This is a genomic window from Sphingomonas sp. J315 (genome assembly GCF_024666595.1).
Classification (GTDB): domain Bacteria; phylum Pseudomonadota; class Alphaproteobacteria; order Sphingomonadales; family Sphingomonadaceae; genus Sphingomonas.
In genome coordinates this window covers 3,280,096-3,305,518 of sequence record NZ_CP088296.1, presented here as the reverse complement: position 1 = coordinate 3,305,518, position 25,423 = coordinate 3,280,096, and the positions used below count along the sequence as shown (strand labels likewise).

General features: G+C 65.2%; 22 protein-coding genes and 2 pseudogenes. 10 read left to right on the top strand and 14 right to left on the bottom strand.

The genetic code is table 11. The features are described from left to right. Positions 1 to 5: 5 nt before the first annotated feature. From LRS08_RS16875 to LRS08_RS16830, 10 genes are all read right to left on the bottom strand, one after another. Positions 6 to 1,097: a dipeptidase gene (locus tag LRS08_RS16875; RefSeq protein WP_260481005.1), complete on the bottom strand. Its 1,092-nt coding sequence runs from the start codon at positions 1,095 to 1,097 to the stop codon at positions 6 to 8. A gap of 50 nt (positions 1,098 to 1,147) precedes the next feature. Beyond that, positions 1,148 to 1,609 (bottom strand): S9 family peptidase, encoded by a 462-nt coding sequence (locus LRS08_RS16870; RefSeq protein ID WP_260481694.1) that lies wholly within the window; start codon positions 1,607 to 1,609, stop codon positions 1,148 to 1,150. Beyond that, positions 1,530 to 2,423 (bottom strand): S9 family peptidase, encoded by an 894-nt coding sequence (locus LRS08_RS16865; protein WP_260481004.1) that lies wholly within the window; start codon positions 2,421 to 2,423, stop codon positions 1,530 to 1,532. The genes LRS08_RS16870 and LRS08_RS16865 overlap by 80 nt, the downstream gene beginning before the upstream one ends. Next, a complete protein-coding gene (locus tag LRS08_RS16860; protein ID WP_260481003.1) occupies positions 2,368 to 3,552 on the bottom strand; it encodes a DPP IV N-terminal domain-containing protein in 1,185 nt (394 codons plus the stop codon). The genes LRS08_RS16865 and LRS08_RS16860 overlap by 56 nt, the downstream gene beginning before the upstream one ends. Positions 3,553 to 3,624: 72 nt before the next feature. Then, complete coding sequence (locus LRS08_RS16855) at positions 3,625 to 6,024, bottom strand: TonB-dependent receptor (RefSeq protein WP_260481002.1); 2,400 nt, start codon at positions 6,022 to 6,024, stop codon at positions 3,625 to 3,627. A gap of 212 nt (positions 6,025 to 6,236) precedes the next feature. After that, a complete protein-coding gene (locus LRS08_RS16850; protein ID WP_260481001.1) occupies positions 6,237 to 6,437 on the bottom strand; it encodes a hypothetical protein in 201 nt (66 codons plus the stop codon). A gap of 16 nt (positions 6,438 to 6,453) precedes the next feature. Next, positions 6,454 to 7,653: a peptide MFS transporter gene (locus LRS08_RS16845; RefSeq protein ID WP_260481000.1), complete on the bottom strand. Its 1,200-nt coding sequence runs from the start codon at positions 7,651 to 7,653 to the stop codon at positions 6,454 to 6,456. Continuing rightward, the gene (gene pip, locus LRS08_RS16840; RefSeq protein WP_257846075.1) at positions 7,622 to 8,605 is read right to left on the bottom strand and encodes a prolyl aminopeptidase; all 984 of its coding nucleotides are present in this window, start codon (positions 8,603 to 8,605) and stop codon (positions 7,622 to 7,624) included. The genes LRS08_RS16845 and pip overlap by 32 nt, the downstream gene beginning before the upstream one ends. Before the next feature lie 108 nt (positions 8,606 to 8,713). Continuing rightward, positions 8,714 to 9,346, bottom strand: coding sequence for a TetR/AcrR family transcriptional regulator (locus LRS08_RS16835; protein ID WP_257846076.1), 633 nt, complete (start codon positions 9,344 to 9,346; stop codon positions 8,714 to 8,716). A 32-nt stretch (positions 9,347 to 9,378) separates the two neighbouring features. Next, entirely contained in the window at positions 9,379 to 9,783 is a 405-nt protein-coding gene (locus LRS08_RS16830) for a hypothetical protein (protein WP_260480999.1), read from the bottom strand. On the opposite strand from LRS08_RS16830, the gene LRS08_RS16825 reads away from it, so the two are divergent. The 8 genes and pseudogenes from LRS08_RS16825 to LRS08_RS16790 all read left to right on the top strand — a co-directional run bounded on the left by LRS08_RS16825 (position 9,773) and on the right by LRS08_RS16790 (position 17,989). Next, complete coding sequence (locus tag LRS08_RS16825; protein WP_260480998.1) at positions 9,773 to 10,654, top strand: MFS transporter; 882 nt, start codon at positions 9,773 to 9,775, stop codon at positions 10,652 to 10,654. The genes LRS08_RS16830 and LRS08_RS16825 overlap by 11 nt on opposite strands. 86 nt (positions 10,655 to 10,740) lie before the next feature. Next, positions 10,741 to 11,984, top strand: a pseudogene (locus LRS08_RS16820) (sarcosine oxidase subunit beta family protein). A gap of 7 nt (positions 11,985 to 11,991) precedes the next feature. Next, entirely contained in the window at positions 11,992 to 12,279 is a 288-nt protein-coding gene (locus tag LRS08_RS16815) for a sarcosine oxidase subunit delta (RefSeq protein ID WP_257846081.1), read from the top strand. Further along, positions 12,276 to 14,585 (top strand): 2Fe-2S iron-sulfur cluster-binding protein, encoded by a 2,310-nt coding sequence (locus LRS08_RS16810; RefSeq protein ID WP_257846082.1) that lies wholly within the window; start codon positions 12,276 to 12,278, stop codon positions 14,583 to 14,585. Before LRS08_RS16815 ends, LRS08_RS16810 begins: the two co-directional genes overlap by 4 nt. After that, on the top strand, positions 14,582 to 15,205 hold the full coding sequence (locus tag LRS08_RS16805) for a glycine cleavage T C-terminal barrel domain-containing protein (RefSeq protein WP_257846083.1): 624 nt from the start codon (positions 14,582 to 14,584) through the stop codon (positions 15,203 to 15,205). The genes LRS08_RS16810 and LRS08_RS16805 overlap by 4 nt, the downstream gene beginning before the upstream one ends. Beyond that, positions 15,198 to 15,722, top strand: a complete 525-nt coding sequence (locus LRS08_RS16800; protein WP_257846084.1) for a sarcosine oxidase subunit gamma — start codon at positions 15,198 to 15,200, stop codon at positions 15,720 to 15,722. Before LRS08_RS16805 ends, LRS08_RS16800 begins: the two co-directional genes overlap by 8 nt. Further along, a complete protein-coding gene (gene purU, locus LRS08_RS16795; RefSeq protein WP_257846085.1) occupies positions 15,719 to 16,579 on the top strand; it encodes a formyltetrahydrofolate deformylase in 861 nt (286 codons plus the stop codon). Before LRS08_RS16800 ends, purU begins: the two co-directional genes overlap by 4 nt. Positions 16,580 to 16,693: 114 nt before the next feature. Continuing rightward, positions 16,694 to 17,989, top strand: a complete 1,296-nt coding sequence (locus tag LRS08_RS16790; protein WP_257846199.1) for a sugar MFS transporter — start codon at positions 16,694 to 16,696, stop codon at positions 17,987 to 17,989. 169 nt (positions 17,990 to 18,158) lie between these two features. Here LRS08_RS16790 and LRS08_RS16785 read toward each other — a convergent pair whose 3' ends face one another. The 3 genes from LRS08_RS16785 to LRS08_RS16775 all read right to left on the bottom strand — a co-directional run bounded on the left by LRS08_RS16785 (position 18,159) and on the right by LRS08_RS16775 (position 20,030). After that, on the bottom strand, positions 18,159 to 18,455 hold the full coding sequence (locus tag LRS08_RS16785; protein ID WP_260480997.1) for a hypothetical protein: 297 nt from the start codon (positions 18,453 to 18,455) through the stop codon (positions 18,159 to 18,161). 173 nt (positions 18,456 to 18,628) lie between these two features. Beyond that, positions 18,629 to 19,042: a hypothetical protein gene (locus LRS08_RS16780; protein WP_257846087.1), complete on the bottom strand. Its 414-nt coding sequence runs from the start codon at positions 19,040 to 19,042 to the stop codon at positions 18,629 to 18,631. Positions 19,043 to 19,211: 169 nt separating this feature from the next. Beyond that, complete coding sequence (locus LRS08_RS16775; protein ID WP_257846200.1) at positions 19,212 to 20,030, bottom strand: flagellin; 819 nt, start codon at positions 20,028 to 20,030, stop codon at positions 19,212 to 19,214. Between the two features lie 305 nt (positions 20,031 to 20,335). Here LRS08_RS16775 and LRS08_RS16770 point away from each other — a divergent pair, with 305 nt between their 5' ends. Continuing rightward, entirely contained in the window at positions 20,336 to 22,087 is a 1,752-nt protein-coding gene (locus LRS08_RS16770; protein WP_257846088.1) for a methyl-accepting chemotaxis protein, read from the top strand. Between the two features lie 119 nt (positions 22,088 to 22,206). On the opposite strand, the pseudogene LRS08_RS16765 reads toward LRS08_RS16770, so the two are convergent. Further along, a pseudogene (locus LRS08_RS16765) lies at positions 22,207 to 23,881 on the bottom strand (amidohydrolase). Between the two features lie 137 nt (positions 23,882 to 24,018). On the opposite strand from LRS08_RS16765, the gene LRS08_RS16760 reads away from it, so the two are divergent. After that, positions 24,019 to 25,263: a threonine ammonia-lyase gene (locus tag LRS08_RS16760; RefSeq protein ID WP_257846089.1), complete on the top strand. Its 1,245-nt coding sequence runs from the start codon at positions 24,019 to 24,021 to the stop codon at positions 25,261 to 25,263. Positions 25,264 to 25,423 lie beyond the last annotated feature (160 nt).

Genomic DNA, 25,423 nt, shown 5'->3' with positions numbered 1-25,423 from the left:
GGAGGTCAGGCACCGATGGTCGCCGCATAGACGCGCATCCAGTTCTCGCCCATCACCTTGTCGATCTCTTCCTTGCGCCAGCCGCGCGCGACCATCTCGGCGCGCACGGCGGGGAGTTTCGAGATATCCTCGAACCCCTGCGCATACTGGATCGGGTCCTGGACATAGGTCATTTCGGGCGGGAAGGCGAAGGACTCGTCGGGGACAATTTTCGAGGTCGAGCCGACGGTGAAGTCACCGCCGATGCCGATATGGTCGACGCCCACCAGCTTCTTCAGATAGTCCAGCTCGTCGACATAACGCTTCACATTGGCGCGGACCCTGGGCTGGGTGCGCTTGCCCGCGTCCGTGCTGCTCCAGCTCATGAACGGGTCAATCGCGCTGACCCCGAACAAGCCGCCGGTCTTCGCGATCCCCTCGATCACGCGATTCGACGTGTTGCGCGGATTGGGGTTGAGCGCGGCGAGGTTGGAATGGGTGGCGACGACCGGGCGCTCAGCCATCGCGATTACGTCGAGGCTCGACTGTTCGCCCATATGCCCGCCGACATCGACGAGGATGCCGAGCTTCTGCATCTCCGCGACCATCACCCGACCCGCCTTGGTCAGGCCGATATGCGGGTCGAGACAGCCCCCGGCGAACTGGTTGGTGAGGTTGTAGATCAGCCCGACGACGCGCAGCCCGGCTTCGTAGAACAGCCGCATCGTCGTCTTGGGGGGTTTCGACCACCAATCGCTCTCGCCCTTCATCGCGAACAGATCGGCTTCCTGCCACCCGATGGTGAGCGAGATCTTACCCTCCGCCTTCAACCGCCGGATGTCGCCTGCGGTCTTTGCGATCCCAACCTCCTTGGAATGCTTGTCGACGAATTCGTGCAGCGCCGACATCTGAAGCAAGGTCGGGAGCATCGAGACGCTCCAGCTGTCCACGCCGCCCTTGCGCAACAGCGACAGATAATGGGCGGTCGGTGCCGATGGGCTGCACCCGTCCACGACGATCGGGGTGGTGGAGGGAGCCGCGGCGGGCTGCGTCGCCGATCCGGAGGTCGGGGCTCCCGTCGCCGCAACGAACAACCCGCCGCCTGCGAGTTTCATCATGCCGCGGCGGTTTAGGTCAATCGTCACGGGTCAATCTCCATCGGCCAGATCTATTTCGACGGTTGCGCGAACGGCACCGGTTCCTGCCCCTTGAGATGGCGCAGAAAATATCCCGCGAGCCGCCGCGCTACATAGGGTTGATAGCCGACATCGTGCGCGGCATTGGGCATCAGCACCAGATCATAGTCCTTACCCGCCTTGTTCAGTGCATCCGCCAGCGCGACGGTCTGGTTGAACGGCACATTCTGATCGATATCGCCTGTGACCAGCATTAGCTTGCCCTTAAGCCGGTCGGCGAGGTGTAGATTGTCGACCCGTGTGTAGCTGTCGCCCGGCTCCCCCGGGACGCCGAAGAATCGCTCGAGCGAAATCGACGAAATCATCGTGCGGTAATCATGCGGCCCGGCGATGGACACCGCCGCCTTGTAGAAATCAGGGAACAGGAACATCGCCCGTGCCGAGGCATAGCCGCCGAACGAGATGCCGGTGATCCCGACGCGGTCGAGGTCCAGATAGGGCCGGGTGCGCGCCGCAGCGCGGATGCCCGCGACATGATCGGACAGCGCGATCAGAATCCTCGTCCGCCATCGGCGACATATGGAAATCGCGCGACCGCCGGGGCGTGCCGCGCCCGTCCTGGACGATGATGACGAAGCCGAGTTCGGCGAGCGCCTGCATATAGGCGGCGCGACCTGCGAGCGCGTCGGTGAACCCCTGTGGCGCGAACGATACTTGTGGCCCGGCATAGATCTGCTCGATCACCGGATAGCGCTTCGTTGGATCGAAATTGGTCGGCTTGAGCAGCACGCCGTAAATGTCGTGCTTGCCGTCGGTGCTCTTCGCGACCAGCCGCTCGGGCGGCGTCCAGCCGGTCGCCAGCAGCGCGCTGGCGTCCGCCTCGACCAGCTTCGCGACCAGCCGGCCATTCGCTGCGCGGATCACCGTCGCCGGGGGTGCGGCGATCGTCGAATGCGTATCGACGATGTAGCGCCCGCTCGGCGACATCCGCGCGGCGGGCGTATCCCAGTGGCCGTTGAGGCCGCGCGCGGGATAGTTGGTGAAGCTGTGATCGGCGTCCTCGGGCGTCAGCAGCTCCGGCGTGCCGCCATCGAGCCCGACGCGGTAGAGGTGGCGGTAATAGGGATTGCGCCCCGCTTCGCGCCCGCCCGCTGTGAAATAGACCAGCCCCGCCGCCTCATCGACATGGACGATATCGAACACCGACCAGTCGCCGGTGGTCACTGCATTCTTCAGCGCGCCGGTCTTTGCGTCATAGCGATAGAGATGCCCCCCACCCGCTGCGCTGTGACCACCACAGGATTTCATCGCGCTGCGCCAGCAGGCGGACATTGGGGACGTGATAGTCGAACGGGTTGAGGTTGAGGAACTGCGCGTCACGCTCTTCCACCACGGTCCGGCTCTTGCCGCTATCGAGATCGACCGCGACCAGCCCGAGTGCGCGGGAATCGCGCGTCGATGTGGCGAGGTAGAGCGTGTTATCGCTGATATCCCAGCCCGGCTCGCCGACCAGCGCCCAATAGGGGGCATAGTCGTTGAACCCCAATGCCCCGCCATCGACCGGCACGGTGCCACCGTCCTTGAGGTCGATCAGCACGAGGTGATAGCGCTTCTCCGGCGCGTCTGCCGGGGTCGGCATCGGCATCTGGTGCGCGATCGGGCGCGGCGCGTCCGGGGGAAGAAATTCGGTGACATAGGGTGCGGTCTTCACCCCGCGATCGTCGGTGCGGATGGCGAGGATATAACGCCCGTCGGGCGACCAGGTCGCACCGGGATAGACCGGCTGCGCCTGCCCGCGCCGTTCCTCGACAAAGGTCGTCTTGTAGGCGGTGTAGCGATAGGGAAAGTCGGTGCTTCCATCGCTTGTCAGTGCCCGTTCCGCGCCGGTCGTGACGTCGCGCAGCCAGAGATTATGGTCGCGCTCGAACAATGCCCGACGCCCGTCCGGCGACGCTACGGTCGCGGGGTCTGTGGCAGCGGCGGACGTGTCGCTGCATCGGGTCGCCGCGCGGTTGCACGCGAAGGTCCGCTTGTCGGCGGTGAAGGTAACGGTCTTGAGGTCAGCGGAGTAGCTGATCGCGCCGAACGGCAGCTGGATCGGTGCGACCGCGCGGCCCAGTTCGCGCGACAGCATCGCGGCCACGCTCGCGTGATCGAACGACGGCTCGGCCTTTCCGGTCGCGGCGTTGACGGTGACGAAGCGGACGCCGCCCTCAACCTCATGCCGGTACCAGAAATGGTCGCTTTGGCCGATCCAGTTGGGCATCGGCGCGGCGTTGCGCACCAGCTTGCGGACATTGGCGGGGTAGAATTGCGACGCGCGCTCGATATCGGCTGCGGTTACGGGAGCGTCGGTCTGCGCTGCCGCTGGGAGCGTAAGGGCAAGGCCGACTGCGATCACTGCGACCACAACACTACGCCCGACATCGAACAGCATCGATACAATCCTCGGCCTGTCAGAAGGAACGGCGACCCGCGCAAGCACGGGCCGCCGCCAGTAGGAGCATCCCTAGTAGCGCACGGTGAAGGTTAGGCCAGCCGTGCGTGGTCGGTTGATGAAGGCGGAGGAGAGCGGACCGTCGAGCACTCCGTTGACCAGTCGCGCCGAGCTGGTCGGGATGGTCGTCGCCTGCAGCTCCAGATCGTTGAGCACATTGGTGACATAGGCGGTCAACGACCACCATTTCCGCTCCAGCCCGACGCGCAGGTTCAGCATTTCCATGCTCCCCAGCTTGCCGGTCGCGAAATTCTGCGGGAAGGTTTCGCGCTCGCCGATGTATTGGAACGCGACCTGACCGGTCAGCGCCAGATCGTCGCCGTCCAGCGGCGTGTTGAAGTCCGCGCCGGTCGAGAAGGACACCTTTGGCACGTTGGGCGGACGATTGCCCTTGGCGAGATCCTGATAGTCGGCAGGCGCGCCGGCGACGGCGAACACCGACATTCCCTCGCTATAGCCGGCCTCGGTCAGGTTGCCGCTGAAGAACAGCGACAGGTTGCGGCTGGCCTTGTAGCTGCTCTCGACCTCGATCCCGTAGATCCGCAGCTGCGGCCCGTTGGCGGTCAGCGCGCCGGGGTTGCTGATCCCGATCTGCGGATTGTCGAAGTCGGAATAGAAGGCCGCGACGTTGAGCGTCAGGGCACCGTTCATCAGGCGTGACTTCACGCCGATTTCCCCCGTCACCACATCGTCCTGGTCATAGGTCAGCGCGTCGTTGAACGCCGGAGACCCCACCGGGCCAAAGCCGAGTGCAGAGAATGGACTGTTGAGCCCGCCATTGCGCACGCCGCGGGCCAGCGTGCCATAGATCATGACGTCATCGTTGACGTCATATTCGACCGCAACGCGCGGCAGAAAGGTGTTGAGCTTGAAATCGAAGCTGGTGCCCGGGCCGCCCGGCGCGTTCAGTGCGTCGACATCATTGGGCACCGGGAAATAGACCGGCGCAAAGATGTCACCGGGGTTGGTGAAGATCGGCGAGAAAATGCCGATGACGAAGGACTCGACCAGGGTCGCAGTTACCTTCTCATTGACGTAGCGCGCACCCGCAAACAGCCGCAGACGATCCGAAGCGGCATAACTCAGCTCGACAAAGCCCGAGAACTGACGGGTGTCGGTCTGGGTCGTGCTGCGCTCGATCTCGGTCGATCCGGTGTCGGTGATGTTGGCGTAGCCGTCACCCGAAACCAGCGCGGTCGCGGTCGACCTGGTGTCCTGGAAATACGCGCCCGCAACAATATTCAGCGGCGAGTCGAAATCCGTGACGAAGCGGAACTCCTGCGAGACGGCGCGCTCCCTGCTCCGCGTCTGGGCGATCGCCGTCAGGTCTGACGACAACAGGTTGCTCGCCGTGTTGAACGGCGGGAAGGCGTTGAAGAACCCCTGAAACCCATAGGTGTAAGCCGAGCTGAACGTCTCGGCCTGACGGCGGCGATGGTAGAGACCGGTGATGGATTCAAGCGTGATCGGGCCGGAATTGTAGGTGATCTTGCCGCTATACAGCTCGAAATCGTCCTGGTTCAGCCCGTCGATCAGGCTGAGTGACGGCGCGATCAGGTCTTCACTTCCGACACTGTCGCCGATCGTCGACGGATTGATGAAGTTCAACTCGCCGATATCGTCGCGACCGAAATGCGCGGCGAGGCGGATGGTGAGTTCGTCGGTCGGCTTGGCCAGAATGATCGCGCGGCCGCCATAGGACTCGAAATCGTTCATGTCCTTCTGGTTGAGCCCCAGATTGTCGATATAACCGTCATCCTTGCGGTAGAAGCCGATCGCGCGGATCCCCAGCTTGCCTGGGACGAGGATCAAGCTCGACGCATTTTCGACGCGATAGTTGAAACCGCCATGATCGGTGACGCTCGCGCCGCCGCTCCACGTTCCGGAGAAGGTCTTGCCGTCGAGATCGGGGTCGGCAGCGAAATAGCGGATCACGCCGCCCATTGCGCCTTCGCCGAAATAGGTCGGCTGTGGCCCGCGCAGAATTTCGACGCGATCGAAGTCGAAGAAGTTGAAGTCGCGCTGCGACGCGGAGGAGGATGCGACCGAAACATCATCGACCATGATCGAAACCAGCGGCTGCAGCGCGTTGCCGGAGACCTGGGTGCTGTTGGTCACGCCGCGGATGTTGATTTCGTTGGTATTCGGGCCGCGATCGAGCATCTCGACGCCCGCGACCCGGCCAGCCAGATCCTCGAAATCGACGATGCCGGACTTTTGCAGATCGTCGCCGCCCAGCGCCGTGACGCTGCCGCCGATATCCTGAACCGATTCCTGCCGAAAGCGGGCCGTGACGACGACTTCCTCGACCTCGCTCGCCGCGACCGGAGCATCCTGTGCGGCAGCTGCCGAACCGAAGCCAAGCGTCGAAACGCCTGCGACCAAGGTCGCAATAACCCCCCTTAGTGCCACACAAACCTCCTCTTGTTGAGCCGATACAAGCCGTTGCGACGCAACGGTAATCATGACGTCCGGGCGAGATCGTCCGGTCCGCGCGAACGGTGTCCGCGCAGTTGCAGTGCCTGTAGCCTGACGATCCCCGCCGCCTTTGGAGTCCTCTCAAACCCCCGTGTGAGTCGTTCTACAATACATCAATGTATTGTCAATAAACCGTCATCGAAATTTCACCGATTCCCTGCGGAAATCCTGGCAGTCAGCAGCCGCGAAATCGGTCGGGCGACGAGCAGCATGACAACGCACGCCCCGCCCGCAAACGCCGCGTTCAGCGCGAAGAACTGCGCATGCGGCATCCTTTCCCACAAGGTCGCGACATGGCCGACGAGCAGATTTCCGAGGAACACCGACAGGAACACCGTGCCCATCATCGTCGAATTGATCTGGCTAGGCGCGGCGCGCGAGAACAGCGCGAGCAGGGGTCGGCCAGTAGAAGGTGAAGCCAACCGCGTTTAGCCCGTAGAGCAGCACCGGCCAGATTGCCCCGACACTCTCGCCCCGATCAGCCCAGCCGGCGGGCACCATCATCATCAGGTTCGCGCCCGCGATGATGCAATAGCCGATGGCGAGCTTCGCCATCTCGCCCGCCTCACCACCGCGCCGCGCCTGCCAGCGCCACAGCGCAATCAGCACCGGCACGGCCAGGATACAGAACAGTCCGTCGAGCGCATTGAACGACGCCGTCGGCACGGCCCAGCCAAACAAGGTCCGATTCACCGATGCGTCGATGAACAACAGGCCCGCATTCATCTCCTGAAAATAGGCGGCGCAGGCCGGGATGCTGATCGCGCCCAGGAACAGCAACGCAGCGACGCGTCGCCAATCGTCGCCGCTGAGCGGGGCATGCGCCGACACATCCCGCTGCCGCCTGCGATCGGCGGGAAGATGCTGCCAGCCGCCGAGATAGGTCGCCAGCGCGATCAGCATCAGCACACCCGCCGCGCCGAACCCGACATGCCAGCCATAGAGCTGTGCCAGCACGCCACACAGCAACGGGCCGAGCAATGCGCCGACATTGATCGCCGCCGAGAAGATCGCAAAGGCGCGCGTCCGCTGTGCGCCTTGATCGGCGCCGTAGAGGAAGCCGACCTGGACCGAGATATTGCCCTTGAGGCACCCGGTCCCCGCGATCAGAAACACGATGGCGAACAGGAAGCTGCCTTCGAACGCCATCAGGAAATGACCGATTGCCATCAGCACCGCGCCGAGCAGCACCGTGCGCCGCTGACCCAGCCAGCGATCCGCCAGCAATCCGCCGAAGATCGGGGTGAAATAGACCAGCCCGGTATAGAGGCTGAACATCTGGCTGGCGAACGCCTGATTGGACAGCGGGCCGGTCAGCCCCTCAATCCCCGCGCGCAACCCGGAGAAGCCGAGCACGCTCTCCGCAACTCCCGGCGTCAGAATATGCTGGAGCATGTAGAGCAGCAGCAGAGCGGACATGCCGTAGAAGGAAAACCGCTCCCACGCCTCGGCGAAGGCCAGATAGGCGAGTCCCTTGGGATGACCCCACAGGGTATCGCGCGGGCGAACGGGCGATGTCACGACCATCGCGTCAGATATCCGTCCAGTCGGCTGCGTCGGCATCGGCGAAGCGGTCGGTCGCGCGGATCAACTGGTCGAGAATCCCCGGCTCGGAATAGGCATGGCCGGCACCGTCGATCAGGTGAAACTCCGCCTCCGGCCACACGCTATGCAGCGCATAGGCATAGGTCGCTGGGCATGGCAGGTCGTAGCGACCGTGCACGATGACGCCGGGGATGTCGCGTATCCGATGCGCCTCGCGCAGCAACTGCCCCTCCTCCAGCCAGGCGCCATGGGTGAAATAGTGGTTCTCGATCCGGGCGAACGCGAGTGCATAGGCCTCATCGCGCCACAGCGCGTCCATCGCCGCACTGGGGAGCAGGGTCGATGTCTCGCACTCCCAGCGCGTCCACGCCTGCGCTGCCGCGACCTGCGCGGCCGCGTCGTCGCCGGTCAGGCGGCGGCGATAGGCGGCGACCAGATCGCCGCGCTCCGCCTCCGGGATCGGTGCCTGAAGCCGCGCGAATTGCTCGGGAAACACCTCCGACACGCCGAAGCGGTAGAACCAGTCGATCTCGGCCCGCGACACGGTGAAGATCCCACGCAGCACCAGTTCGCTGACGCAATCCGGATGGGTCTGCGCATAGGCCAGCCCCAGCGTCGATCCCCATGATCCGCCGAACACCAGCCACTTCTTCACTCCGGCCAGCTCGCGCAGGCGCTCGATATCCGCAACCAGATGCCAGGTCGTATTGGCGTCGATGCCGGCATGCGGCGCGGATTGTCCGCACCCGCGTTGATCGAACAGCAGGACATCGTAGCGGCTGGGGTCAAACAGACGGCGGTGCGAAGGCGAAAAGCCGCCGCCCGGTCCGCCATGCAGGAACACCGCCGGCTTGCCGCCAGGCGTACCGACGCGCTCATAATAGAGCTGATGCCCGTCACCTACGTCGAGCATCCCGCTCGCATAGGGTTCGATCTCCGGATACAGGCCGCGCAGTTCGGATCCGAGCATCTTACCACCCAAAGACAAACAATACAGATGTGTATTGTTTCAGCGGTTCGGTGGTCGGAGTCAAGTCGGATGCGAAACAGAAATCCGGGACGGGGCGTTGGGTCTAGTTCAGTCTGCGCCCGTGAAAACCCTTACGTAGCGACGAATGAGATCCTGCCGCTGCTCGAGCGATTCCTTGAGCCCCGTCGCATAATATCCGACCTGGTGGAAATAGACGATGCGCGCGCGGATCATCGCATCGTCCTCGTCATACCCGCCCTCGGCGAATACGGCCTGGATCGCGTCGATGCGGATCGCGTCGACCTCCTGCACGACCTCCTCGACCTCTGCGGACAAATTGGCCCAGGCACGCACCGCCCGGTCATAGGCCGGGCTAAATCCCTGCTCGGAGATGTACAGATGCGCCAACCGCGACAAGCGCTCTGCGACCGTTCCCGGCGCGGCAAGAACGTCTAGCATGGGTTGTGTATTACTCGCCCGCCAATCCTTGAGCAGCGCGCCCAGCAATTCGGTGTGATCCTTGAACCGCCAGTAAAACCCGCCACGGGTCACACCAACCGTCTTGGCGAGCCGGTCGATCTTCACGCTTACGATTCCGTCCTCAATCAAGGTGCGCCGTGCGATATCGATCCATTCCTGAGTTGAGGGCGTATGTTCGGGCGGCGGAGTACGACGCCATGTTCGCCCCGTCTTTCCAGCACCCGCCCCTGTCTTGGTCGCCGTCGATTTCTTCTCAGCCATAGTGCCTCATTGCCGGATAACTACGCGCACGGTCAATCGCCGCCTCCGGTTCGCGCTGCCCGCTGTGCGGAGAGGCTGGACATGTCAATACATAGATGTATTTCTTGTTCGAAATTCGCGTGGCTGGCCTGCCGAACTGCGCGATCGGGGAGAACAGGGTGGCACGCAAGACCGACAGCCTCGCATTGATCGCCGCCGTCGTGATCGGCAACGGCATCGCGCATATCGGCACCTCGACCATGCCGCTTCAGGTCGGCGCGCTGATGGATCTGGGTCTGAACGGGCGCGAGGCAGGGTTGTTCGGATTCTTTCAGATCGGCGCACTGGCGCTGTCGATGATCGCGCTGGCCCCCCTTCATCCATCGCGCGCGATCGGTGACCGTCGCAATGGTCGGCGCGACGTTGGCGCTCGGCGCGCACGTGGCGATGTACTTCATGCCCGGCTCCTTCCCGTTGTTGCTGTTCTTCGCTGCGCTGGCGGGGACAGGATATGGGCTCGTCTTCGCCGCGACGATCACCGGCGGCTCGACTGCGGCTAACCCCGACCGGGTCTATGCGATCGGCAATGGCGGCGCGGTCGCCTATGTCGTCGCGCTGATGTTCGTGATGCCAATGGCGAGCATCTATCTGGGCCGGATGGGTGCCTTCCTCGCTGTCGCGCTCGCAATCCTCGTCACCATGCCGATGATGCTGGCATTCCGTGCGCGTGCAGAACTGCCCGCGATCGACGCCGCTGGCCTGCTCCGCCAGCCGGCGGTCCTCGCGCTGATGCTGATGTGGGCGGGCTATTCGCTCGGAACCGGGGCGCTGTGGAGCTTTGCCGAGCGGATCGCCAAGGGTTTGGAGATCGCGCCCACTACCACCGCCACGATCCTGTCGTTGAGCGCGCTTTGCGGCATCGCGGGAACGGTCGTTGCCGCATGGCTGGGCGGACGCGCGCCGCGCATCGCGTCGATGATGGTCGGACTGATCGGCACCGGCATTTCGTGCCTGCTGATGGGATTCGCGACCGGGGCGGTCACGTTCGCGATCGGGGTGCTGACCTACTGGATCTTCTACATGTACCAATATTCGGTCTTTCTGGGCGTCGCCGCAGCGATCGATCCGTCGGGCCGCGCCGGGACGATGGGTGGCGGCTGGGAGCGCTTCGCCTTTGCCATCGGCGCGCCGATCGGCGGGCTGGTCGCCGATTTCGGCTCCTATTCGACGTTGGGGATTCTCGGCTTTCTGTGCTGCATCCTGACTATCCCGCTGTGCATGCCGCTGGTCGCGCGGCGGCTCGCCAATCCGCAGGTCGCCCCCGCCTGACAGCAAAAATCGGCAATCGCCCCGACGCATAAATACACTTGTGTATTTATGCGTCGGCTTCGCGGAAAACAGGGGGAGCAGCGCAAGTGACACGATATTCGGCGTGGTCACTCCTGCGCGCGGGCTTCACAGGGCAACGCAACTGGACGCCCGCATGGCGCGACGCAGAGCCGCGCAAACGCTACCAGGCGGTGATCATCGGCGGCGGCGGGCATGGGCTGGCGACTGCTTACTATCTCGCGGCCCATCACGGCATTCGCGATGTCGCGGTGATCGAGCGCGGATGGATCGGCGGCGGCAACACCGGGCGCAACACCACGGTGATCCGCTCGAACTATTTCTTCCCCGGAAGCGCGCGCTTCTACGATTTCTCACTGAGCCTGTACGAAGGACTGTCGCGCACGCTCAACTACAACATCATGTTCTCGCAACGCGGCATGTGGAGCTTTGCCCATGACCGGCATGGGGTCGAGATGCTGCGCCGGTCGGTCAACGCGATGCGGCTCAACGGCGTCGATGCCGAGCTTCATTCCAGCGACGCGGTCCAGGGGCGCGTTCCCGGCCTGAACCCCTCCCCCGCTTTCCGATCGTCGCCGGGCTGTTCCAGCCGCGTGGCGGCACCGCCCGCCACGATGCCGTCGCGTGGGGCTATGCCCGCGCCGCCGACGCGCTTGGCGTGGACATCATCCAGAATTGCGAAGTGACCGGGTTCGATCTGCGCGAAGGCCGGATCGTCGGCCTGCGCACCAGCCGAGGCGACATCGCCACCGATTGCGTCGGCATGGCGGTGGCGGGGCACAGCAGCGTGCTGGCGAAACGCGCCGGGTTTCGGCTGCCGATCGTGTCGTACGCGCTACAGGCGTTTGTGTCGGAACCGCTGAAGCCCGTGCTCGACACGGTGGTCCTCGCGCCGTCGACCGGGACCTATCTCAGCCAGTCTGACAAGGGCGAGTTGGTGATCGGCAGCGCGCTCGACCTGTTCCCCTCCTATGCCCAGCGCGGCAGTCTGCCGGTGCTGGAGCATACAGCGGCGGGGCTGATCGACCTGTTCCCGCACTTCTCGCGCGTCCGATTGCTGCGGCAATGGGCGGGTATCGTCGATGTGACGCCAGATTCGACTCCGATCCTGGGCGAAAGCCCAATCAAGGGTCTGTACCTCAACTGTGGCTGGGGGACCGGCGGGTTCAAGGCGATCCCCGGCGGCGGATATTGCCTCGCCCACCACATGGCGACCGGCGCGGCGCATCCGCTGGCCGCCCCCTTTTCGCTCGATCGCTTCCGCACGGGCGCGCTGATCGATGAATCCGCCGCATCCGGCATCGCGCATTGAGGGTCCCATGCTGCTGATCGACTGTCCCTGGTGCGGCCCGCGCGCGGAGCATGAATTTCGCTGCGGTGGCGAAAGCCCGATCGTGCGCCCGCAAGATCCGCAGGCGACCGACGACGCGGACTGGGCCGACTATCTGTTCCACCGCGACAATGCGCAGGGGGCGAGCTTCGAGCGCTGGCACCACCGCTTTGGCTGCGGCCTGTGGTTCAACGTCGCGCGCGACACGGTGACGCATCGCATCACCGCCGTGTACGGCATCACCGATCCCCGCCCAGTGCCGGAGGGGCAGCGATGAGCGGCTATCGCCTCGCGCAGGGCGGTGCGATCGACCGCAGCCGTCCGCTAAACTTCCGGTGGGAAGGGCGGAGCTATAGCGGCTATGCCGGCGACACGCTTGCGTCGGCATTGCTGGCATCGGGCGTCCGGATGGTGGGGCGCAGCTTCAAATATCACCGTCCCCGCGGACTGATCGCCGCCGGGCTCGACGAACCCAACTTCATCGTCCAGTTGGAACAGGGCGCACAGGCCAGCCCGAACCTCAAGGCACCCTATGTGGAGCTGTATGCCGGACTGGAAGCCGCACCTGTCAACGCCTGGCCCAGTCTGCACTTGGACCTGATGGCGGTGAACGGCGCGTTCAAGCGCTTCATTCCGGCGGCCTTCTATTACAAGACCTTCATCTGGCCGAGCTGGCGGCTGTTCGAGCCGCTGATCCGCAAAGCTGCGGGCCTTGGCGCGTCGCCGCAAACCCCCGACCCCGACCGCTATGCGCAGGCCGCGGCGCATACCGACGTGCTGATCGTCGGCGGGGGCGTTGCCGGGCTTGCCGCCGCGCAACATGCCGCAGCATCGGGCCGGTCTGTGATGCTCGTAACCGGCGGCGCGCATTGGGGCGGGCGGCTGGCGGGCACGCGCGAGAGCGTCGAGGGTCGACCCGCGCAAGAGTGGATCGCGGAGACGCTGCGCACGCTCGCCGCGCTGCCCAACGTCACGCTGATGAACCGCACGCTGGCGACCGGCCATTATGATCACGGGCTCGTCGCGCTGTGCGAGCGGCTGACCGATCACTTGCCCATCGCCGAACGTACCGGCCCGCGCCAGCGGCTGTGGCGGGTCCGCGCGGACCGGTTGATTCTGGCCACGGGCGCGATCGAGCGGCCCCTGGTGTTCCGGGGGAATGACCGCCCCGGCGTCATGCTGGCAGGTGCCGCCCGCGCCTATCTCCATCGCTACGCCGTGGTGGCGGGGCGCGAGATCGTCGTGGCGACAACCAACGACAGCGCGTGGCACGCTGCGTTCGATCTGGCCGGGGCGGGTGCGACGGTCACAGCCATTCTCGATTCACGCCCCTCCCCTCCCCAGCCGCTGATCGCGCGCGCCGAGGCGCTGGGCATCGCCATCCACCTGCGCACTGCCCCGGCGGAAGCGATCGGGCGAAACGCCGTCCGCGCGGTGCGGCTCGGGCGAGTCTTTCCCGGCGGGCGGATCGTCGGCGAGACGGTGACGCTATCGTGCGACCTGTTGCTGATGTCGGGCGGATGGAGCCCGGCGGTGCATCTGCATTCGCAGGGCGGCGGGCGGCTCAAGCTCGATCCCGGCCTCCACAGCTTCGTTCCCGAACGCTCCAGCGCACAGCTCAGCATCGGTGGCGCGGCGGGCGAGCTCCAGACCGACGCAACTGTTGCCACCGCGCGCAATACGAAGGCGGAGCGCACCCTGGAGTCCCGCCATCCGCCCCTGTGGTCGATCTCCGAACACGACACTCCCGACGACGCTTCATGGGTCGATTTCCAGAACGACGTGACCGCAGCCGATATCGCACTCGCCGCGCGCGAGAATTTCCGGTCGGTCGAGCATCTCAAACGCTACACCACGCTCGGGATGGCATCCGATCAGGGCAAGACGTCCAACGTCAACGGCATCGGCATTTTGAGCGATTTGCTGGGCAAGCCGATCGAGGCGATCGGCACCACCAAATTCCGCCCGCCCTATGACCCGATCCCGTTCGGCGTCCTTGCCGGCCACCGCATCGGAGACGGCCTGCGTCCCCGCCGCCATCTGGCGATGCGAGACTGGCACGCGGCGCAGGGCGCGGCGTTCGAGGAATATGGCGGCTGGATGCGCCCCGCCGCCTATCTGCGCCCCGGCGAGACCGAGGCCGATGCCGTCCACCGCGAGGTGGTGCATGTGCGGAGCGGAGTCGGGCTGTTCGAAGCCTCGCCGCTGGGCAAGATCGAGGTCAAAGGCCCCGACGCCGCCGAATTTCTCGACCGTATGTATGTCAACCGCATCGGCACGCTGAAGCCCGGACGCTGCCGCTATGCGATCCTGCTGACCGAGAATGGGGTGGTGTTCGACGATGGCGTGGTGACGCGGATCGCCGAGGATCATTTCCTGGTCGGCACCACCAGCGGCCACGCCGCCGCCGTCACCGAATTGTTCCGCGAATGGCTGCAGTGCGAATGGACGCATCTGCGCGTGCTGGTCGAGAATGTCACCACCTGCTGGGCGGTCGCCAACATCGTCGGCCCCCGGTCGCGCGCCGTGCTGGAGCGGCTGGGGGGCGGCATGGATGTGTCGCGCGAGGGATTCCCCACATGACCGCAAAGCAGGGTGTTGTTGGGGGCATTGCGGCCCGCATCGCGCGGGTCAGCTTCACAGGAGAACTGTCATTCGAGCTTGCGGTCCCGTGGCGCAAGGCAGCAGTGCTGTGGGACGCACTGGAGACCGCTGGCGCCCCCGAGGGGATCACTCCGTTCGGGGTCGAGGCGCTGATGACCATGCGGATCGAGAAAGGCTATCTCCATATCGGGGCGGACACCGACGGCACGACGCTGCCGCAGGATATCGGCTTTGGCGAGATCATGCGGAACAAGCCGACGGACTTTGTCGGCCGCCGCTCTGCAAACCGCCCGGACGGGCTGCGCGACGATCGCCGCGTCTTCGTCGGCCTCACCGTGAGCGACGACAACCCCGCACCTCTTCCCATCGGCGCGCATGTGCTGCCCGCGGGAGCGACGCGGTTACAGCCCGGTGACGGCTGGGTGACATCGAGCATCCGGTCGCCGACGCTCGGCAAGCCGCTGGCCTTGGCAATGATAGTGCGGGGACAGGCGCGAATGGGCGAAAGCGTCCGCATTTGGGATCTCGACAATTGGCGCGAGGCCCGCATCGCGCCGGTCTGCAGCTACGACCCCGAAGGAGCGCGGCTCGATGTCTGATCCCATCCTGCCCGCATGGTGTCGGATCGACCGCGCGCTGACACTGGTCAAGATTCAGATTCGCGACGCGCCTGACGCAGAGGCTCGGCTTGCCGCACTGTTTGGCGTGCCCGCTCCAGCCAGGAATTGCTTCAGCGCAAGGGACAGTGTCGCTCTTGCGTCCATCGCACCCGGCGAATGGCTGCTGACCGACAGCAGCGGCGAGGCCGGACCGCACCTCAGCCGAATTCAAGCGACAATGTGCGACCAGACCGCGCTGTGTCTCGACCTGACCCATGGGGTGATCGCATTCCGCCTGAACGGACCCGCGGCGACCGCCTGCCTGGCTGCCTATACCGCGCTCGATCTGCGCGATGCGGCCATGACGACGGGCTCCGCACTTCGCACCCGCTTCGGCGATATCGGCATATTCCTCGTCCGCACCGATGACTCGCCCACCTATCTGCTGATCGCCGACCAGAGCTATGCGCCCTATCTGCTCGAACTGATCGCGCGTAGCGACTGGAAGGCGCAATGACCCTTGCACACTGTACACGCTGCGTGCTCCGCTTCCGCTGTCCCGACCAGCCGGGCATCCTTGCCGGCGTCTCGTCGCTGCTGGCGGCCAATGGCTGGGACATTCGCGAAGCGGCGATCTATGGCGATCCTGACAGCGGCATCTTCTTCGTCCGGACCGAACTGGCGAGTGACCGGGCGGTGATTGCCGACCTGTCCCTCCACCTCGCCCCGGTAATCGCGACGCTGGCGCTGGACTGGGAAGTCCATGACATCGCCGAACCGATGCCGGTGCTGATCGCGGTGTCGAAGTTCAACCATTGCCTGATCGACCTGATTCACAAGGTCGAGATCGGCGCGCTGCCCATCCGCATCGTCGGGGTCGTGTCCAACCACGATCAGGAGCGCGACTATGTCGAATGGCACGGAATCCCCTATCATCACTTGCCCGTCGACCGCGCCGACAAGGCGGCGCAGGAGCGGCGATTCCTCGATATCATCGGTGACAGCGGGGCCGAACTGACCGTGCTTGCCCGCTACATGCAGATTCTGTCGGACGATTTTGCGGCGCGCATCGACGGACGGTGCATCAACATCCACCACAGCTTTCTGCCCAGCTTCAAGGGCGCGAAGCCCTATCACCAGGCCAAGGCGCGTGGGGTCAAGCTGATCGGTGCGACCGCGCATTACGTGACCGCAGACCTCGACGAGGGCCCGATCATCGAGCAGGACGTGCGCCGCGTCAGCCACGCGACAACCGCCGACGAGATGGTCGCGATCGGCCGCGAGGTGGAGGCATCGGTGCTCTCCCGCGCCGTCCGCTGGCACGCCGAGCACCGCGTGATCGGCAACGGGAGCCAGACGGTCGTGCTCACCTGAAGACGCATTCGACTGTTGCGCAGAGCAGTTTCCCCTCGCCTTTCGCGCTTGCCGCGTTAAACATCTCGGCCAGCTGACAACGTTATCAGGAGAGGGCCATTGGCCGCACCCATCATGGATATTAGCTCGACCGACCCGCAACCGGGCGATGCGAGCACACAGGGGGTCAATGCCCCGGACCTTCAGGTCTTCGTCTTCGCGCTGTTCTTCATCTTCGGCGGCATCACATCGCTCAACGACGTGATCATTCCCAAGCTGAAAGAGCTGTTCACGCTCAACTACACCCAGGCGATGCTGATCCAGTTCTGCTTCTTCACCGCCTATCTGGTGATCGGCATTCCGGGCGCCAAGCTGGTCAAGAAGCTGGGCTATATGCGCGGCGCAGTGGCGGGGCTGGTCATCATGATGGTCGGCTGCCTGCTGTTCATTCCCGCGTCGCAGACCGCGACCTATGGCCTGTTCCTCGGCGCGCTGTTCGTGCTGGCGAGCGGGGTGGTGATCGTTCAGGTCGTCGCAAATCCGCTGATCTCGCTGTTGGGCAAGCCGGAAACGGCGCATAGCCGTCTGACCTTCGCTCAGGCGTTCAACTCACTGGGCACCACGATTTTTCCGATCGTCGGGTCGATCCTGATCCTGGGCAGCCTTGCCACGGTTACCGCCGATCAACTGTCGGGCTCCGATCTGGAGGCTTATCGCGTCGCTGAAAGCAAGGCGATCATGCACGGATATCTCGGCATCGCCGCCGCGCTCGCGGTGGTCGCGGGCGCAGTCTGGCTGTTCCGAAATCGCCTGAAGGGCGAGCGGCACGAGGCCAGCGCGGGCCTTGCGGGATTGGACCTGCTAGGTCGCCCGCGCTTCGGCTTCGGCGCACTCTGCATCTTCCTGTATGTCGGTGCCGAGGTGTCGATCGGATCGCTGATCGTCAACTATCTGATGCAGCCGGGCGTGATGGCGTTGCCAGAGCAAGCCGCCGGAAAGCTGATCGGCTTTTACTGGGGCGGCGCGATGGTCGGGCGGTTCATCGGATCGGGCCTGATGCGCGTGATCAGCCCGGGCAAGCTGCTGGCATTCTGTGCGATCGGCGCGGTCGCACTGATTTTGATCTCGACCAATACAGACGGCAACGTCTCGGGCTACAGCCTACTCGCAGTCGGCCTTATGAACTCGATCATGTTCCCGACAATCTTCGCGCTGGCGTCGGAACGGCTGGGCAGCCGTGCGGCGGACGGGTCGGGGATCATCAATATCGCGATCTTTGGCGGTGCGGTGATCCCGCTCGCCACGGGCGCGATCGCCGATATGACCGGAAGCCTGGCCATCGCCTTTGCGCTTCCGGCGTTGTGCTACGCGGTCATCGCGGGCTTCGGCTACTATGCCCGTCGCCCCTATGACGGGCCGGTGGCTGGATAAGGGTCGAGGTTGCAGCAGCTCCCTGCTCCGGCCGCCGTGCCGAGAAAGGGAGCTGTCTGGCACCACAGCTGATCCAAAACGATCGAAGGGGCCGGCGGAGGGATCGCACCGGCCCCTTCTTCGGGGGATATCGCGGGGGGTGTGCAATGTGCACGCCCCCAATTTCATGTCAGGCCGCGATCGCGTCCTGGCCGGGCAGACCCGGCATCGCGTCGACCCAGTAATCGTCGACCGAACATCCCGGCACCAACGAGGGCGCACAAAGCAGCGCGACGCAATCGGCGAGCTGCGGCGCTTCGACCGGACCGATCGTCTCCTCGACCATCGCCTCGCAGCCGCCCGGTGCAGCGAGCAGACGCTCACGCGCGGCGTGCCACAGGCGATCGGCGTCGGACAGCGTCAGCGTAACAGACACACGAAACTCGGGCTGCGGACCCATCCCCCCACGCGCGGCGGTCAGGATCATTCTTCAGCTTGTGCGTTTCACGCGGATCCATCCAGCTCGTTCCCTGTCCTCGAGCGCTAGTATCTCGCTAACCAAATGCCGGTTTCGTTGCCGGAGCGAAATACTGCGCGATTACCTATCGTAGTAATACGGGGTGGGTTCCGGTCGCGCGGGCGCGTCTTTTCTGCCCCCGGTCAGGCAGCGGCGCTGGTCGCAGACAGGCAACCGAGCGCGCGGGCATGCGCACCGACGATGCACAGTTCGGCATAAAGCCGGTCCCACATCGTCGCGGGGATGGTCAGCAACGCATCGTCGAGCAGATGGCGGCGCACCTCGATCCGGACCACCGGGTCGTGCGTCAGGCTGAAGATCGCGGGCAGCGGACCAAACGAACTTTCGTCGGGAAGCTGCTGGCGTCCCGCAAGACGCGCGGCGACCAGATAGCCGCAGAGCAGGTCCGCGCCATGCACGTCGAGCCGGACTTCGGCGTCGAGGTCGGGGCGGCCGAGACGGATCGACGGGCCGCGTGCCCCGGTTTCGATCGTCACACGAAGGCGAATGCCGGTGGCGTCGATAATCTCACGAATGCGGGGGGCGCTGGTTACCATGCGAATGTTATAGAAAGGTCATCACTGACACGGGTGTAGATACGGAGAATTTCGTCGCAAAAATCAAAGGCACGAATCGGTCACCGCCGGTGGGCATGTGGGGGCAAGACCAAAAAAACGGGCCGGAATGCTTGCGCATCCCGACCCGCCTTTGTCAGGGCAGATGATATTAACGGAACAGCGACGTGATCGTCTGCGGCGCCTGGTTGGCAATCGACAGAGCCTGAACGCCCAGCTGCTGCTTGACCTGCAGCGCCTGGAGCCGTGCCGATTCCTTCGCCAGATCGGCGTCGACGAGGTTGCCGATGCCGCTCTCGATAACGTCCGACAGCTTGCCGACGAACGTCTGCTGGCCCTCGATCTTACGCGAGGCAGCGCCCAGAGTGCTCATCTTGGTGTTGATGGCAGCAGCCTGGGTCTCGAGCGTGCCGACCATCGTCTCCGCCGTTGCGGCGTCGGTGAAGGTGGCGCCGATCGCGGTCACGACCGCAGTCATGTCCTGGTTCGCAACGTCGAGCGTCGCAGCGGCCATATCGGTCGACTGCAGCGCGGCGACGGTGCCGCCAGCCGCCTTGAGCAGATTGGTTCCGTTGAACTCGCTGGAATCGATCACAGTGTTGATCTGATCCTTGAGGCCATTGAAATCATTCGCCAGTGCGGTGCGGCTGTTTGCATCCAGACCCGCATCCGACGCCTCGATAGCCTTCGACTTCATCTGGTTGACGAGGTCGGAGATCTGCTCGGCGCCGGCCACCGCGACGTCAACAGTGCTCTTCGCACGGTTGAGCGACGAACCAACCGCCTTCAGGCCGCCCATGTCGCCGCGAAGCGTCTGAGCGATTGCGAAGGTGGCCGAGTCGTCCTTGGTCGACGCGACGTTCATGCCGGTGTTGATGCGGCTCTGGGTGGTAGCCAGGGACTTGTTGGTCGAATTCAGGCTCTGGAGAGCCGCCATTGCGCCAACGTTGGTGTTAACGGAAAAGCCCATGATCATATTCCTTCTGGAAAGAGTGGCCGCTTCTGCAGCCAGGTCCTAGACGCAGGCCCAGCGACGGCCCGCACAGCGCGGTCCGCCCTTGCATTTTGGGAGGTCGGACACCGATCCGGTCGCGAGCAGGCAAAATTGATGGTTAGCAGGGTGTTAAGCCGCCGCAGCGGGAATCCCCGCGCCCCCCTAAGCACGTGATTCCGGGGCACATGCCGACCGAAAGGGCCGGGCCGGGTCTATATTGGGTGGACACGGGACCGCTTCGACGATCCCCCCCCGCGACACCATCAAAGGCACGAAATCCGATGCAGAACTGGCCGATCTGGCGCAAACTCGCCGCTTCCTTCCTCGTCCTCCTCCTCACCTTTGGCGGCGTCAGCGCGCTGATCGTCAACGCTATCGGTGGACTCGAGACGGCGCAGACCGAAAAAGCGAATGCCCATACCGGCGCCCGCGCCAGCCAGACCCTGCTCTATCTGACGCTGGAACAGATGAACGCCGTGCGCGGCTTCACTATCCTGGGCCAGCCGGCGTTTTACGAGACCTATGTCGAAAATCGCGACAAGGTGAATGTGGCAGTGGACGAAATCCGCACCGTGTCGCAGGGTCATGATTTCAACGGCTTGATCGACGAATATGCCGCCGCGACCGCCGAGTGGCAGAAGGACAAGCTGGAGCCGACAATTGCGCTGGCCCGCAACCCGGCGACCCGCGTGGAGGCGCAGGAACTGGCAGGCAAGAAGCAGCTCACCCGCATCCGCGATGCGATCAAGGCACTCGATGCCGCGCAGAAGGCGCGCGTCGAAGCCGCCGATGCGCAAGAGGCGAGCCTGCGGGCCGGGGTCCGCTGGACCTTGGGCCTGGGCATCGCGATCATGCTGGCGCTGTCGGGCGGGCTCGCCTTTCTGCTCAACCGGTCGATTGCGAAGCCGGTGGCCGACATGGTCGGCAAGATGGGCCGCCTCGCCGCCGGCGATCATGCGGTCGAAGCCGAGACCGGCGACCGCCGCGACGAGATCGGCGACATGGGCCGCGCGCTTCACGTCTTCCGCGACGCGGCCATCGCCAAGGAAGCCGCCGACGTTGCCAAGCGCGCCAACGATGCTGCGCAGAAGCAGATCGTGGACCTGCTGAGCGGCGCGCTCAAGCGGCTGTCGGCGGGTGACGTATCGCACAGCATCGACGCCGATGTCGCTCCGGCCTATCGCGGCCTGCGCGACGACTATAACAGCGCGATCGCGGGTCTGCGCAACCTGGTCCATGCGGTCAGCCAGAGTGTCGAGGCGATCCGCACCGGAACCAGTGAAATCGCCAGCGCCACCAACGACCTTGCCCGCCGCACCGAGAGCAACGCTGCGTCGATCGAGGAAACCGCTGCAGCCGTCACCCAGATCGACGGCAGCGTCCGCGCCGCTTCGGTCGCAGCCGGCGACACCGTCACCCGCGCAGATCGCGCGCATGGCGCGGTCGTCTCGGGCCGTTCGGTCGCCGAGGAAGCGATGCAGGCAATGACCCGCGTCTCCGACAGCGCCAAGGGCATCGACGACGTCATCGAGGGCCTCGACAAGATCGCCTTCCAGACCCGCGTCCTCGCGATGAACGCCGCCGTCGAGGCGGGTCGCGCGGGCGAGGCAGGCCGTGGCTTCGCGGTCGTCGCCGATCTCGTCTCCGCGCTCGCGATGCGCGCCGAGGAGGAATCGAAGCAAGCCCGCGAACAGCTGACCGCAACCCAGGTCGATATCGAAGGTGCGGTCGAGGCGGTGCGCCGCGTCGACTCCGCTCTGGTCGGCATCGCCACCGATGTGGAGGAGGTCAACAGCCTGCTCGGCACGATGGCCGAGGGCAGCCGGTCGCAGGCGACGGCGGTCAGCGAAGTATCGGGCGCAATCCAGTCGCTCGACAGCGCGACGCAGCAGAATGCTGCGATGGTCGAGGAAACCTCTGCCGCCGCCCGCACGTTGAGCGCCGAGGCCGACCGCCTTGCCGAGCATGCGAGCGCGTTCCAACCGGTGTCGGGTGCAAGCCACGTGGCAGCCCCGCTGAACCTGGCCGCATAGCCGCCTACCCCTTTCGCGCTTCCATCCCAGAGCGCGAATGGCCCGCCCTTCGTCGCGCGACCCTCTCCCTCGAGGTCGCGCGGCGGATGGGCGGGCCGAATGGTTTTGGCGTAACTAGCTCACCGCCCGCCAGAAGCGTCGCTGCCCGCGCGCCGATAGACCTGCTCGCCGCCAACCCATGTTTCGATCACGACGGCCTTGCGCAGCTCGGACGGCGAAGCCAACAGCGGATCGCGATCAATGACGATGAAGTCCGCACGCATGCCGGGCGCGAGATGCCCGAACTTCGTTTCCGCGAAACCGGCATAGGCCGCGTCGAGCGTGAAGGCGCGCCAGCTGCGTTCGCGGGTCAACGCTTCCTCCGGTCGCCAGCCGCCGAACGGCTGGCCCTGTGCGTCTTGGCGGGTGAAGCCGGTCGCCCAACCCTCGAACGGATTCGGGCTTTCGACCGGATAGTCGGAGCCAAACGCGATCCGCGTGCCGTTGGTCAGCATCGACTTCCACGCATAGGCCCCGGCCAGTCGCGCCAGGCCGACCCGCGCCTCGGCCATCGTGCGGTCGCTGCTCTGGTGGACCGGCTGCATCGACGCGATCACGCCCAGCCTGGCGAAGCGGGCGAGGTCGGCAGGATCGACCACCTGGGCATGCTCGATCCGCCAGCGGCGGTCGCCCTTATAGGTGTCGCTGACCTCGGCAATCGCGTCGAGCACCTGCTGGTTCGCACGGTCGCCGATCGCGTGGATCGCGAACTGGAACCCGTCCATCGCGCCGCGCACGATCAGGTTCGACAGTTGCGCATCGGTGAGGAACGGCAGCCCGCTATTGCCCGGTGCATCGGAATACGGCGCCTTGAGCCACGCCCCGCGCGAGCCGAGCGCACCGTCGGTGTAGAGCTTGATCCCGCCCATCCGCAGCTTGTCGTCATACAGCCACGGCGTCGGGCCGCTGCCGCCGACGCGCAGCGCGGTTTCGACCCCGTCCGAATAGGACATGATCCGCATCCGCAGCAGCCCGCGATCGCCCATCCGGCGATAGGTCAGCCAATCGTCGATGCTGGTGCCCATGTCCGCGCTGGCCGTGACGCCCATCGACAACAGGATCTCCTGCGCCTTGACGAAGGCGGCGTTGCGGTCGCGCGGCGTCGGCTGGGGCAGCGCCTTTTCAATCAGCTCCATCGCCGCATCGACGAACACGCCGCCGGGCTTGCCCGCGACCAGCTCGATCCGGCCACCTGCGGGCGATTTGGTCGCGGCGGTAATCCCGGCCGCCTTCATCGCGGCGCTATTGGCCCAGCCGGCATGACCGTCGGCGCGGACCAGCCAGGTCGGGACTTCGCCGGTCGCGGCGTCCAGCTCGGCTGCAGTCGGGAAACGGCCCAGGCCCCACACTTCCTGATTCCACCCGCCCCCGGTGATCCAGCGGCGGGTCGTATTCTCGGCAGCATAGCGGCGGATCGCGTCCTGTGCCTCCGCCAGCGACTTGGTCGCCGACAAGTCGAGTGCGAGCGCACGGAAGCCGAGGCTCATGACATGGCCATGCGCGTCGACCATGCCCGGGATGACCACGCGCCCCTTCAGGTCGGCGCGCCAGTCGGGACGTTCGGGCCGCTTCTCGCCGCGCTTGAGCAGCTTCACGACCTTGCCATCCGGCGACATGACGATGCCGGTGAAGCGCACCACCTCCCCCTCCTCATTCAGCGTCATGCCATCGACATTGTCGACCAGCGCGTCGGCGAGTGCGGGGGGATGGCAGGAGCAGCGCGGCGATCAGGGCGAGCGAAACGGGAAGGCGCACATGGGTCTCCGATGCGGGGCCGAGGTGAAGCTGGCCTTCGCGGGACTTTCGAATAGGCGGTGTTCCCCCGTCGCGCCAGATGGTCTAGGGCCGCGCCACCGGCCCGGCGGCGTTTCCGGGATTGCGAAAGTTTCACAATGGCAACTCAGGCTGCGTCCGACCCCACTCCCCTTCCCCTCGCTCTGGCCGATGTGCAGATGGCGGCGGAGCGGATTGGCGGGTCGATCGTGCGCACGCCGACGCTGCACAGCAAGACGCTGTCGGACCTGACCGGCGCTACGGTCTATTTAAAGTTCGAGAACCTTCAGTTCACTGCGGCGTACAAGGAGCGCGGCGCGCTCAACACGCTGTTGCAGTTGGACGATGCGGCGCGCGCAAAGGGCGTGATCGCGGCGTCGGCGGGCAACCACGCGCAGGGGCTGGCTTATCACGGCAACCGCCTGGGCATCCCGGTCACGATCGTGATGCCCAAGCCGACCCCGACGGTGAAGGTCACCCAGACCGAGGGGCATGGCGCGAGCGTGATCCTGGAGGGCGAGACGTTCGACGAGGCCTATGCCCATGCGCGCCAGCTGGAGGCGAAGAACGGCTATACCTTCGTCCATCCGTTCGACGATCCGCGGATCATGGCTGGTCAGGGCACGGTGGCGTTGGAGATGCTGGCCGACGCGCCCGCCATCGACACGCTGATCGTGCCGATCGGCGGCGGCGGGCTGATCTCCGGCATGGCGACCGTCGCCAAGGCAGCGGATCGCGCGATCGAGGTGGTCGGGGTCGAAGCCGAGCTGTTCCCGCCCGCGTACAACCGGATCAAGGGCACCGACCTTCCGATCGGTGGCGATACGCTGGCCGAGGGGATCGCGGTGCGCGAACCGGGCGGCCTGACCATGAAAGTGGTCGAGGCCCTGGTCGACGACATCGTGCTGGTCAGCGAGCGCAAGCTGGAGGAATCGGTCAGCCTGTTGCTCCAGATCGAAAAGACCGTGGTCGAGGGCGCAGGCGCGGCGGGACTTGCTGCGTTGCTGTCGAACCCGGAGCGGTTCGCGGGCAAGACCATCGGCGTCGTGCTGTGCGGCGGCAATATCGACACGCGTTTACTGGCGAACGTGCTCCTGCGCGATCTCGCGCGCTCGGGTCGCCTGGCGCGGCTGCGCATCCGGTTGCAGGATCGCCCCGGCGCGCTGTTCCATGTCAGCCGCATTTTCCACGAACAGGGCGTCAACATCATCGAGGTGTACCACCAGCGCGTATTCACCTCGCTTCCCGCCAAGGGGCTGATCACCGATATCGAGTGCGAGACCCGCGACGGCGCGCATCTCGACCGGCTGATGGCGGCGCTGCGGGCGGCTGGCTATGCGGTCAGCATGGTCGAACTCGACTGACATTTATCCACGACAAAGGGACGAATTGAATCGCACGTGCGGCGAAGCGAGTCGGCGCGCCCTTTCCCGCCGAGTCGCGGCTGGCCTATAACGGAGCGGTGGCACGTCCTGCGGCCGCGCAACCCATTAAGATCACTTGCGCGGCGTTAACCCATTTTCA

Excerpts from the sequence above, each read along its gene's own strand:
- LRS08_RS16775 (WP_257846200.1), bottom strand. The coding sequence starts at position 20,030 with ATGGGCTTTTCCGTTAACACCAACGTTGGCGCAATGGCGGCTCTCCAG.
- LRS08_RS16800 (WP_257846084.1), top strand. The coding sequence starts at position 15,198 with ATGTCTGATCCCATCCTGCCCGCATGGTGTCGGATCGACCGCGCGCTG.
- LRS08_RS16865 (WP_260481004.1), bottom strand. The coding sequence starts at position 2,423 with ATGAAATCCTGTGGTGGTCACAGCGCAGCGGGTGGGGGGCATCTCTAT.
- LRS08_RS16815 (WP_257846081.1), top strand. The coding sequence starts at position 11,992 with ATGCTGCTGATCGACTGTCCCTGGTGCGGCCCGCGCGCGGAGCATGAA.
- LRS08_RS16805 (WP_257846083.1), top strand. The coding sequence starts at position 14,582 with ATGACCGCAAAGCAGGGTGTTGTTGGGGGCATTGCGGCCCGCATCGCG.
- LRS08_RS16825 (WP_260480998.1), top strand. The coding sequence starts at position 9,773 with ATGTACTTCATGCCCGGCTCCTTCCCGTTGTTGCTGTTCTTCGCTGCG.
- LRS08_RS16875 (WP_260481005.1), bottom strand. The coding sequence starts at position 1,097 with ATGATGAAACTCGCAGGCGGCGGGTTGTTCGTTGCGGCGACGGGAGCC.
- LRS08_RS16770 (WP_257846088.1), top strand. The coding sequence starts at position 20,336 with ATGCAGAACTGGCCGATCTGGCGCAAACTCGCCGCTTCCTTCCTCGTC.
- LRS08_RS16860 (WP_260481003.1), bottom strand. The coding sequence starts at position 3,552 with ATGCTGTTCGATGTCGGGCGTAGTGTTGTGGTCGCAGTGATCGCAGTC.
- LRS08_RS16780 (WP_257846087.1), bottom strand. The coding sequence starts at position 19,042 with ATGGTAACCAGCGCCCCCCGCATTCGTGAGATTATCGACGCCACCGGC.
- LRS08_RS16830 (WP_260480999.1), bottom strand. The coding sequence starts at position 9,783 with ATGAAGTACATCGCCACGTGCGCGCCGAGCGCCAACGTCGCGCCGACC.
- purU (WP_257846085.1), top strand. The coding sequence starts at position 15,719 with ATGACCCTTGCACACTGTACACGCTGCGTGCTCCGCTTCCGCTGTCCC.
- LRS08_RS16835 (WP_257846076.1), bottom strand. The coding sequence starts at position 9,346 with ATGGCTGAGAAGAAATCGACGGCGACCAAGACAGGGGCGGGTGCTGGA.
- LRS08_RS16790 (WP_257846199.1), top strand. The coding sequence starts at position 16,694 with ATGGATATTAGCTCGACCGACCCGCAACCGGGCGATGCGAGCACACAG.
- LRS08_RS16850 (WP_260481001.1), bottom strand. The coding sequence starts at position 6,437 with ATGATGGGCACGGTGTTCCTGTCGGTGTTCCTCGGAAATCTGCTCGTC.
- LRS08_RS16845 (WP_260481000.1), bottom strand. The coding sequence starts at position 7,653 with ATGCCGACGCAGCCGACTGGACGGATATCTGACGCGATGGTCGTGACA.
- pip (WP_257846075.1), bottom strand. The coding sequence starts at position 8,605 with ATGCTCGGATCCGAACTGCGCGGCCTGTATCCGGAGATCGAACCCTAT.
- LRS08_RS16760 (WP_257846089.1), top strand. The coding sequence starts at position 24,019 with ATGGCAACTCAGGCTGCGTCCGACCCCACTCCCCTTCCCCTCGCTCTG.
- LRS08_RS16810 (WP_257846082.1), top strand. The coding sequence starts at position 12,276 with ATGAGCGGCTATCGCCTCGCGCAGGGCGGTGCGATCGACCGCAGCCGT.
- LRS08_RS16785 (WP_260480997.1), bottom strand. The coding sequence starts at position 18,455 with ATGATCCTGACCGCCGCGCGTGGGGGGATGGGTCCGCAGCCCGAGTTT.